The sequence below is a fragment of the Aminobacter sp. P4_H6_2 genome (assembly GCF_056400805.1).
The window spans coordinates 1-9,135 of sequence record NZ_JBFUKO010000172.1 but is presented as its reverse complement, the minus strand read 5'-3'; the positions used below and the strand labels follow the sequence as shown (position 1 = coordinate 9,135).

Genomic DNA, 9,135 nt, shown 5'->3' with positions numbered 1-9,135 from the left:
GTTTGAAACGCTGCTTTCGGAAGAAGACGCCATCATTTCCGATGCGTTGAACCACGCCTCGATCATCGACGGCGTGCGCTTGTCCAAGGCCAAGCGCTTCCGCTACGCCAACAACGACATGGCAGCGCTCGAAGAGGAATTGAAGAAAGCCGAGGGCAGCCGCTTCAAGCTGATCGCTACTGATGGTGTGTGCTCCATGGACGGCATCATCGCCAACCTCCAAGGCGTTTGCGATCTCGCCGAAAAATACGGGGCGATGGTGATGGTCGACGACAGTCATGCTGTCGGCTTCGTCGGCAAGAATGGTCGCGRCACGCCAGAGCATTGCGGCGTCGAAGGCCGTGTCGATATCATCACCGGCACGCTGGGCAAGGCGCTGGGGGGCGCATCCGGCGGCTATACCAGTGGCAAGCGCGACGTCGTCGACTGGCTGCGCCAGCGCTCGCGGCCATACCTGTTTTCCAACACGCTTGCCCCTTCCATCGCCGGGGCCTCGATCAAGGTGCTGGACATGATCGGCGAGGGCGGGGCTTTGCGCGAAAAGCTCTATGCCAATGCCGAGCGTTTCCGCTCCGGCATGGGCAAGCTCGGCTTCACGCTCGCCGGTGCCAATCATCCGATCGTCCCAGTCATGCTGGGCGATGCGACGCTTGCCCAGGAGATGGCGGCGCGGATGCTGAAGCGCGGCATCTATGTCATCGGCTTTTCGTTCCCGGTGGTGCCCAAGGGCCAGGCACGTATCCGTACCCAGATGTCGGCGGCGCATTCGACAGCCGACATAGATCGCGCGGTAGCGGCTTTTGGTGAAGTCGGTCGCGAGTTGGGCGTCATTTCATAAAGTGCCAGAATTGCCAAAAGCGATTCTGGATCAAGCGATTCCGAGGACAACACAATGTCGAACATGATGCGCGCACTGGTGAAGGCGAAGGCCGAACCGGGTATCTGGATGGAAGAAGTGCCAGTGCCTGAGATCGGCCCCAACGACGTGCTGATCAAGGTCAGGAAATCGGCGATCTGCGGCACTGATGTCCACATCTACAATTGGGATCAATGGGCGCAAAAGACGGTGCCTGTGCCGATGGTCACCGGCCATGAGTTCGTCGGCACGATCGCCGATTTCGGCGCTGGCGTGACCGATTACAAGGTGGGCCAACGCGTGTCGGGCGAGGGACATATCGTTTGCGGCCACTGCCGCAACTGCCGTGCTGGGCGCGGGCATCTGTGCCGCAATACGCTTGGCGTCGGCGTCAATCGGCCGGGTTCCTTCGCCGAATATGTCGCGATCCCCCAGCACAATGTCGTGCCCATTCCCGATGATGTTCCGGACGAGATCGCCGCGATCTTCGATCCGCTCGGCAACGCCGTACACACCGCCCTGTCATTCGACCTCGTTGGCGAGGACGTGCTGGTGACGGGCGCCGGACCCATCGGCATCATGGGCGCGCTGGTCGCCCAATGCGTGGGCGCACGCAAGGTCGTCATCACCGACATCAATCCTGTGCGTCTCGCGTTGGCAAAGAAGCTCGGCGTCCATCACGTCGTCGATGCCTCCAAGGAGAAGCTGCGCGACGTCATGCGCGACGAGGGCATGACCGAAGGCTTCGACATTGGCCTTGAGATGTCGGGCTCTGCTGTCGCCTTCCGCGACATGATCGACACCATGAACAATGGCGGCAAGATTGCTATCCTGGGCATCGCGCCTACAGGTTTCGAGATCGACTGGAACAAGGTGATCTTCAAGATGCTGCATCTCAAGGGCATCTATGGCCGCGAGATGTTCGAGACTTGGTACAAGATGATTGCGCTCGTCCAGGGACCACTCGACGTCACCGGTCTCATCACCCACCGCATCGGCATCGACGATTATCAGGCCGGTTTTGACGCCATGCGCACCGGCAATTCGGGCAAGGTCGTCATGGATTGGTGATCTAAGGAAAGTTTTTTCACTCCAAGGCGAATTTTTCGAACAAAGCCACGTTGCCAGCCGAAGTTGCTGTTGCTATCGAAACAGGCCCTTCGGCTGGAAACGACGATGCGCCGTCACATACGCACCCTTACCGCCCGGCATGAGCCGAAAGGACAGATGCTCTCGCACGTCAAGTCGGGATCGGGCGCCGTTGTCGGTCTGGCGGCGGTGGGTGGGCTTGCTTCGGTGACCGGCCTGCCGATGCTGATCGCCCCCTTGGGTGCGACGGCGGTGCTCTTGTTCGGCCAGCCGGCCAGTCCGTTGGCGCAACCAATCAACATTTTCGCCGGCTATTTCATTGCCACGCTAGTTGGCGTTGCCGCTGCGATGGCATTCCCCGGTCTGTGGGAGGTGTCGGCTGTGGCGGTCGGCGTTTCGATCGCCCTGATGCTGATGTTCCGCGTCACGCATCCGCCTGCGGGGGCAATCCCGCTTGTTGCAACAGCCACGCCCTATCAGGGTAGTACGCTGTTCATCGTGGTGCTGTTGAGCTGTATCAGCCTGCTGCTGCTGGCGCTGATCCATCACTGGATCCCGCCGCGCGCGCAATATCCGCGCCGCGTCGATTGACGCTTTGACCTTGCCTCGGTCGTTGCCGGCGCTCTAGCTTGGGCGCAGGCGTGAAGAGGTGCGGCATGAAACTTGAAGTTCAAATCGCGGCTGTTTGCTGGGGCACGTGCGCATGAGCGGCCGTCTCGTGCTGCTCGGCACCAAGGGTGGCCCGGCCATCCGGCCCGGCGGACCCTGGCCGACATCAACACTGCTGGAACTCGGTGGGCGCACCGTCGTCGTCGATTGCGGGCTGGGCGTGACGCGCGGTTTGACCGACGCGGGCCTGAGCCTCAAGTCACTCGACCTGATCTTCGTCACTCACCTTCATTCCGATCATGTGCTGGAACTAGGGCCGCTGATACACACCGCCTGGACGGCCGGGCTTGCGACGCCAGTCAGGCTGTTCGGCCCTGTCGGCTTGAATCGATACTGGCAAAAATTCGTGCAAGCGCTTGAATTCGACATCGAAACCCGGGTCGACGATGAAGGCCGCCCCGACCTGCGCCAGATGGTCGAGGTCGTGGAGTTCGGCGAAGGTGAGGTATTGCGCGACGGCGCATTGAACGTCACAGCCTTGCGCGTCGACCACCCGCCAGTGACCGAGTGTTTTGCCCTCCGCTTCGAGTACTCGGGCACAACCGTCGTCTTTTCCGCCGACACCGCCTTGTTCCCGCCGCTGGCCGAGTTTGCGCGTGGTGCCGACATCCTGCTTCACGAGGCGATGCTGGAACAAGGCGTCGAGCGACTGGTCGCCCGCACTGGCAACGGTGCGCGGCTGAAGGAGCATTTGATGGCAAGTCACAGCCTGGCTGGCGAAGCGGGGACCATCGCCGCATGCGCCGGGGTCGGGCGGTTGGTGCTCAACCACCTCATTCCGGCCGACGATCCGGATATCGGCGAGGCTGAATGGATCGAGGCTGTCAGGAAAACATGGAATGGTCCCTTGACGATCGGCCGCGACGGGCTTGTTGTGGTGATCGAGGACGATACCGTCCGAACTCAGGAGGACCCGCATGAAACTGGCGACGCTGAAGAACGGTTCGCGTGACGGAAAACTGGTCATCGTCTCGCGCGACCTGACGCGATACACCGATGCCTCTTTCCTGGCACTGAGCCTGCAGGCAGCGCTCGACGACTGGCGCAGGATTTCTCCGCACCTCGCGGCACTGGCTGAATCGCTCGAGGTTGGTTCGGTGCCATCGTCGCGATTCCATGAGCATGATGCACATTCACCTCTGCCGCGCGCCTATCAGCGCCTGGGTGGGGGCGATGCTTTCGCCGGCCCGCGCGATCCGCTCGAACTTGCCGGCAAGATGCGCGATGCCAAGGTCGAGGCGGCTGTATCCGTGATCGTCTCTGATGTTGCCATGGCCGCGACATCGGAGAATGCGAAGGACGCGATCGCCCTTGTCGTGCTGTCCGCCGACACGGTGCTGGATGGCGGCCAGGCCGGTACATCTGTCTTGTCGCCTGTCGCGGTCACGCCGGACGAATTGGGCGACGCCTGGGACGGAGCCGTGCACCTGCCGCTGCTTGTCGGTGGACGAAGCGTCACTTCCGTCTGGACCAGCTTTCCGAAACTGATCGCGGACGCTTCAGCCACCCGGCCGATCGGCACCGGTGCCATCGTCAGGGGCGCGGTCGAGACGCTCTCGGTTTCGCTCGGTGACACGCTGCGCGTCGAGATGAAGGGCAAGGACGGCCATTCGATCTTCGGTGCCATCGAGCGGCAAGTGGGACGGTTCGAACCGGCCTGAGTAGCCATGGACATGGCCAGCCATTTTCGCCGCATGGCGCGGAACAATCTGTGGTCCAACGACCGCATCTACCGCGCTGTGCAGGCCTTGCAGCCAGGCGAATTCGACGCTGAGCGCACCAGCTTCTTTCCTTCGCTCAAGGAGACGCTGAACCACATCCTGTCAGTCGACATCTTTTATCTCGACATGATTGAGGAAGGGGGCGAGGGACAAAAAGTGTTCGATCGTTTCGTCGAGTTCGACGATGCGGCCGAACTCGCCAAGGCGCAGGCGGATTTCGACCGGCAACTGGTGGCTTACTGCGACCGTTTCAGCGAGGCCGATCTCGACAGGCAGGTGCTATCGGATCGTGGCAAGGCCGGGCAGATCCCCGAGCGCATCGGCGATTTGCTCACGCATCTGTTCCTGCATGAAATCCACCATCGCGGGCAGGTGCATGCGATGCTGTCGGGCACGTCGGTTGCGCCACCTCCGCTCGACGAATTCTTCTTGGACTATGATCTGCGTTTCCGCGGGGAAGAGGTCGAGCGGCTCAAGCTTTAAGCGAGCGCCACGTCGTAGCGTGCAAACAGTGGATCTGCGGTGAGGATCGACAGGTTCTCGATTTGCGCCTGCGCGATCAGCAGCCGGTCGAATGGGTCTCCGTGGTGGCGAGGCAATTCTGCCACTCTTTGGGCGTGCTCGATGGTGATGGCAAGCGGCGTAAACTGCATCCTAGAGCGTTTCTGATCTTGCCTGAATCGGGGGATTGAACGAAGCCGCTGACGCGGCATTTGGTGCGCGGGTTTGCGGATGACGCTTCTGTTTTGAAGGATTGCGGCTGTTGAAGCGCAATCTTGAGAACAGGAGTTTTGAGATGGCCGAGATGAGCCCTCTGCGCCGTCGGATGATCGAGGACATGACGGTCCGCAATCTGTCGCCGGCAACGCAACGATCCTACATCCACGCCGTGGCGAAGTTTTCCCGGTATTCCGGCCGGTCCCCGGATCGGCTTGGCCTGGAGGACGTTCGCGCCTTCCAGGTGCATCTGGTGGCGAACGGGATGTCGTGGCCGGCGCTGAACCAGACGGTATGCGCGCTGCGGTTCTTTTACGGCGTGACGCTTGGCAATGCCGAGATTCCGGAACGGATCGCCTATGCCCGCTCGCCGCGCACGCTGCCGGTGGTTTTGAGCACCGACGAGGTTGTGCGCTTTCTGGAGGCGGTACCGAGCCTGAAGACGCGCACGGCCCTTACCACGGCCTACGCGGCGGGACTTCGCGCCTCCGAGACCCTTGGCCTGAAGGTCCGCGACATCGACAGCGAGCGCGGCGTCATTCRGGTCGAGCATGGCAAGGGCGGCAAGGACCGCTATGTGATGCTGTCGGCGCAACTGCTTCGGATTCTGCGGGTCTATTGGCGGCTGGCAAAGCCGAAGGACTGGCTGTTCCCCGGTCGTGACGGAACCGCGCCGATCGATGTGCAGGTTCTCTATTCGGCTTGCCGCTCGGCGCGTACTGCTGCCGGCATCGACAAGCGCGTGACGGTTCATACGCTGCGGCACAGTTTTGCCACGCATCTGCTGGAGAACGGCACCGATATCCGCATCATCCAGGTTCTGCTCGGTCACAACAATCTGTCGAGCACGGCGCGCTACACCAAGGTCTCGAATGGCCTGATCCGCCGCACGGAAAGCCCGCTCGACCGCCTGCAGCTCGAGGTAGTGCCGCCCGGCTGAGCCGGCCAGCATGCCGGCGAGACCGGAGGTGGCGGATATCTTCCCCCGCCATGGCGAGTCATATCGACAAATCCATGACGGTCATCTCGGGCGCGTCGAACGCCGCACGATGAGCGCGATCGAGCTATGCCGGACCGCGGTACTCGGCGGCCATGTGCAAGGGTGTCGATCGTGCGGGGCGATCAGCATCGCCTACAATTCCTGTCGCAACCGGCATTGCCCGAAGTGCCAGGGACAGGCATGCCRGGAATGGCTCGCGGCGCGACAGAACGAACTCCTGCCGGTTGCCTATTTCCATGTGGTGTTCACGTTACCGACGCAGATCGCGGCGATCGCCTTCCAAAACAAGGCAGCGCTCTACACCATCTTGTTCAAGGCCGCAGCCGAGACGCTGCGCGTGATCGCCGSCGATCCCAAACATCTCGGCGCCGAGGTCGGTCTCATCGCGGTGCTGCACAGTTGGGGCCAGAACCTGCACTACCATCCCCACATCCATTGCATCGTGCCGGGCGGCGGCATCTCCCTCGATGGAAAGCGTTGGATCGCCTGCCGGCCCGGCTTCTTCCTGCCGGTGCGCGTCCTGTCGCGCCTGTTCCGCCGGCTCTTTCTGCAAGAATTGCGGGCGGCCTATGACGCRGGCAAGTTGAGCTTCTTCGGCGATCTCGCCCATCTGGCGGCGCCCGCCGCGTTCAACCGCAAACTTGCCGAGGTCCGCCGCCTCGAATGGGTCGTCTACGCCAAGCCACCATTCGGCGGACCAGAGCAGGTACTGGCCTATCTCGGACGCTATACCCATCGCGTCGCCATCGCCAATTCCCGTCTGGTCAGCACGGCCAACGGCAAGGTCGCGTTCCGCTGGAGAGATTATCGACACCGCGGCAAAGCAAAGCTCATGACGCTGGATGCGCACGAGTTCATCAGGCGCTTCCTGCTGCACACCCTGCCGGATGGCTTCCACCGCATCCGCCATTACGGGTTCCTCGCCAACGGCCATCGCGCCGCAAAGATCGAGCTGTGTCGCAATCTGCTGGCCAACCCGTTGCAGAAGGGTGCTGAACCGGGCGTCGAATGTGACGCCGCCGTCGCCCTCCCGGCAACTCACCGCTGCTCCTGTTGCGGCGGGCAGATGATCACATTCAGCATCTGGCGGTGCGGAGAAACGCCGCCTCATCCCTTCTGGAACGACACTTCATGATCCCACCGAACGCGCCCAAATCACTGTATTCGGTATCGGTCGTCAACTGCGCCGGCAGATCTCTGCCGACCAACATCCTGCAACGCGACAAACTGGATCACTCAACGGCGCCCATCGCGGCAACATCAGGCCCGACCATCGGCACAGCGCCGTCGCTGACGCCGTCAATGTGTGTCCCACCGCCAGGAGATACAGCGTTCGGCAGCCAATCTTCAAATGACCCGACCAGCCGGGTCCGACACAATCCCCATAGCGCCTGACCTTCCCGCGGCTTCGCTCAATCCGGCTTACAATGAGGTCCGACGCCGAAACAGCGCCCTTGTTGTGCATGCGGACCTCACAGAAGCCTCCAGATTCCGGTTTGGGCTGTTTTGTGATTCATGTGTGGACGACCCCCGTTGAGCAAGAAGATTCTGACAATGGCAATACTGAAGCGGTCAGGTTCATTCATGTGTTCGGCCTGTTTTGTGCGGCCTCAGGCCGCTGGCCATGATGGTGTCGGTGGATCGGGCCCTCATCAAGTTGCCGCGCTGCGATGCGCGTTGAATCACTCAGGTTCTCCCGATCCCCGGCTTGACCGATCTGCATCACTGATGTCGTTCTCTCCTGCCCAAACTGGATGTCATTTTGCGCGACCGGCGGTTAACCTCAAGCCATTGACGGCGTCGCGCGGTAGTTTTCCTCACGCGCCATCACCGCCCAGGCGATCCGCGCTACCTTGTTGGCGACAGCGACTGTGACTAGCCGTGCCGGCTTACGCTCGAGCAACTGGTTCGCCCAGGTACTGACAGTCGTCGCCTTTCGCCGCGTGTATCGGACGACCGCCGTGGCGCCGACGACGAGGAGATGCCGCAAATAGCGATCTCCCATCTTCGAGATTCCTCCCATTCTGTCTTTGCCACCGGAGGAATGCTGTTTTGGAACAAGGCCGAGCCAAGCAGCGAATTGGCGGCCGGAGCGGAAGACCTTTGCGTCGACTACGGTGGCGGCGAGGGCGGTCGCCGTGATGAAGCCGATTCCGGGAATGGTTGAAAGCCGCCGACAGACCTGGTTCGTGCGATACCACTCCAAAAGCTCGATCTCGATCTTCCGGATTTGCGCGCCAAGCCCCTCGATCATTCGGGCGAGGAGGACAAGAACCTGTCGTGCTATCGCGGGGAGCGGCCCGTCGCCCTTGTCCAGAGCATCGATTAGACCACGGACATGGGCCCGGCCCTTCGGTGCGACGACGCCATACTCGGCCAGATGCGCCCGCATGGCGCTGATTTGCGCTGTGCGCTGCCGGACCAAGAGGTGGCGGGTCCGATGAAGCATCAAAATGCTCTGGGCATCCGCCGATTTGACAGCCACGAACCGCATTGTCGGTCGCGTCACCGCCTCGCAGATCGCTTCCGCGTCGGCCGCATCGTTTTTGTTGCGCTTGACGTAGGCCTTTACGTAAGCCGGCGGCATCAACTTAACCACATGCCCGAGTGCAATCAGCTCCCGCGCCCAATGGTGCGCCGTCGCACAGGCCTCCATGCCGATGAGGCACGGCTCCAGATCGCGAAGCAACGGAATAAGCTGATCGCGCCGGACTTTTCGACGGAGCACCGCGTGTCCTGCGTTATCGACGCCGTGAACCTGAAAGACGTTCTTGGCGATATCCAATCCAATCGTGATAACTTGCATACGGACGGTTCCTTCCCTCTGATGGTCCTTTGACAATGCCATCCTGGCACATCGCGATGCCGCTGGGTCGGGGGCCGTCCACATGGGGTAATCGCGGGAGCACCGCCGCTCTGGATTCGATCATGTTCTTGGACGGTGGCTGTTCCCCGATAAGATGAGGTACGGGCTCTCGACTGGACGCCGGGCCCAGCATCAACGGAGAACAGCCATGGAAGAATATATCGGCCTCGACGTGTCAATGAAAGAGACGGCAATTGCGATCCGTCGAGATGGGGTA

10 protein-coding genes are annotated in these 9,135 nt (G+C 61.6%); 8 read left to right on the top strand and 2 right to left on the bottom strand.

The features are described 5' to 3' along the window. From AC1DUU_RS14380 to AC1DUU_RS14355, 6 genes are all read left to right on the top strand, one after another. The coding region (locus AC1DUU_RS14380) for a glycine C-acetyltransferase (protein WP_476784086.1) at nucleotides 1-838 on the top strand (838 nt) is incomplete at its 5' end. 54 nt (nucleotides 839-892) lie between these two features. Beyond that, nucleotides 893-1,927, top strand: a complete 1,035-nt coding sequence (gene tdh, locus AC1DUU_RS14375; protein ID WP_476784085.1) for an L-threonine 3-dehydrogenase — start codon at nucleotides 893-895, stop codon at nucleotides 1,925-1,927. Between the two features lie 105 nt (nucleotides 1,928-2,032). Then, nucleotides 2,033-2,536 carry an HPP family protein gene (locus AC1DUU_RS14370; RefSeq protein WP_476784084.1) on the top strand — a complete coding sequence of 168 codons (504 nt, stop codon included), beginning with the start codon at nucleotides 2,033-2,035 and terminating at the stop codon, nucleotides 2,534-2,536. A gap of 112 nt (nucleotides 2,537-2,648) precedes the next feature. After that, the gene (locus AC1DUU_RS14365; protein WP_476784083.1) at nucleotides 2,649-3,566 is read left to right on the top strand and encodes an MBL fold metallo-hydrolase; all 918 of its coding nucleotides are present in this window, start codon (nucleotides 2,649-2,651) and stop codon (nucleotides 3,564-3,566) included. Next, nucleotides 3,532-4,275 (top strand): fumarylacetoacetate hydrolase family protein, encoded by a 744-nt coding sequence (locus tag AC1DUU_RS14360; RefSeq protein WP_476784082.1) that lies wholly within the window; start codon nucleotides 3,532-3,534, stop codon nucleotides 4,273-4,275. The genes AC1DUU_RS14365 and AC1DUU_RS14360 overlap by 35 nt, the downstream gene beginning before the upstream one ends. Before the next feature lie 6 nt (nucleotides 4,276-4,281). Continuing rightward, nucleotides 4,282-4,818, top strand: coding sequence for a DinB family protein (locus tag AC1DUU_RS14355; RefSeq protein ID WP_476784081.1), 537 nt, complete (start codon nucleotides 4,282-4,284; stop codon nucleotides 4,816-4,818). Here AC1DUU_RS14355 and AC1DUU_RS14350 read toward each other — a convergent pair. Beyond that, nucleotides 4,815-5,201: a type II toxin-antitoxin system VapC family toxin gene (locus AC1DUU_RS14350; protein ID WP_476784080.1), complete on the bottom strand. Its 387-nt coding sequence runs from the start codon at nucleotides 5,199-5,201 to the stop codon at nucleotides 4,815-4,817. The genes AC1DUU_RS14355 and AC1DUU_RS14350 overlap by 4 nt on opposite strands. On the opposite strand from AC1DUU_RS14350, the gene AC1DUU_RS14345 reads away from it, so the two are divergent. Further along, the gene (locus AC1DUU_RS14345; protein WP_476784079.1) at nucleotides 5,132-5,992 is read left to right on the top strand and encodes a tyrosine-type recombinase/integrase; all 861 of its coding nucleotides are present in this window, start codon (nucleotides 5,132-5,134) and stop codon (nucleotides 5,990-5,992) included. The two genes, AC1DUU_RS14350 and AC1DUU_RS14345, sit on opposite strands and share 70 nt — an antisense overlap. Before the next feature lie 10 nt (nucleotides 5,993-6,002). Next, complete coding sequence (locus AC1DUU_RS14340) at nucleotides 6,003-7,187, top strand: IS91 family transposase (protein WP_476784078.1); 1,185 nt, start codon at nucleotides 6,003-6,005, stop codon at nucleotides 7,185-7,187. Between the two features lie 648 nt (nucleotides 7,188-7,835). On the opposite strand, the gene AC1DUU_RS14335 is transcribed toward AC1DUU_RS14340, so the two are convergent. Continuing rightward, nucleotides 7,836-8,858: an IS110 family RNA-guided transposase gene (locus AC1DUU_RS14335; RefSeq protein ID WP_476784077.1), complete on the bottom strand. Its 1,023-nt coding sequence runs from the start codon at nucleotides 8,856-8,858 to the stop codon at nucleotides 7,836-7,838. Nucleotides 8,859-9,135: the final 277 nt, after the last annotated feature.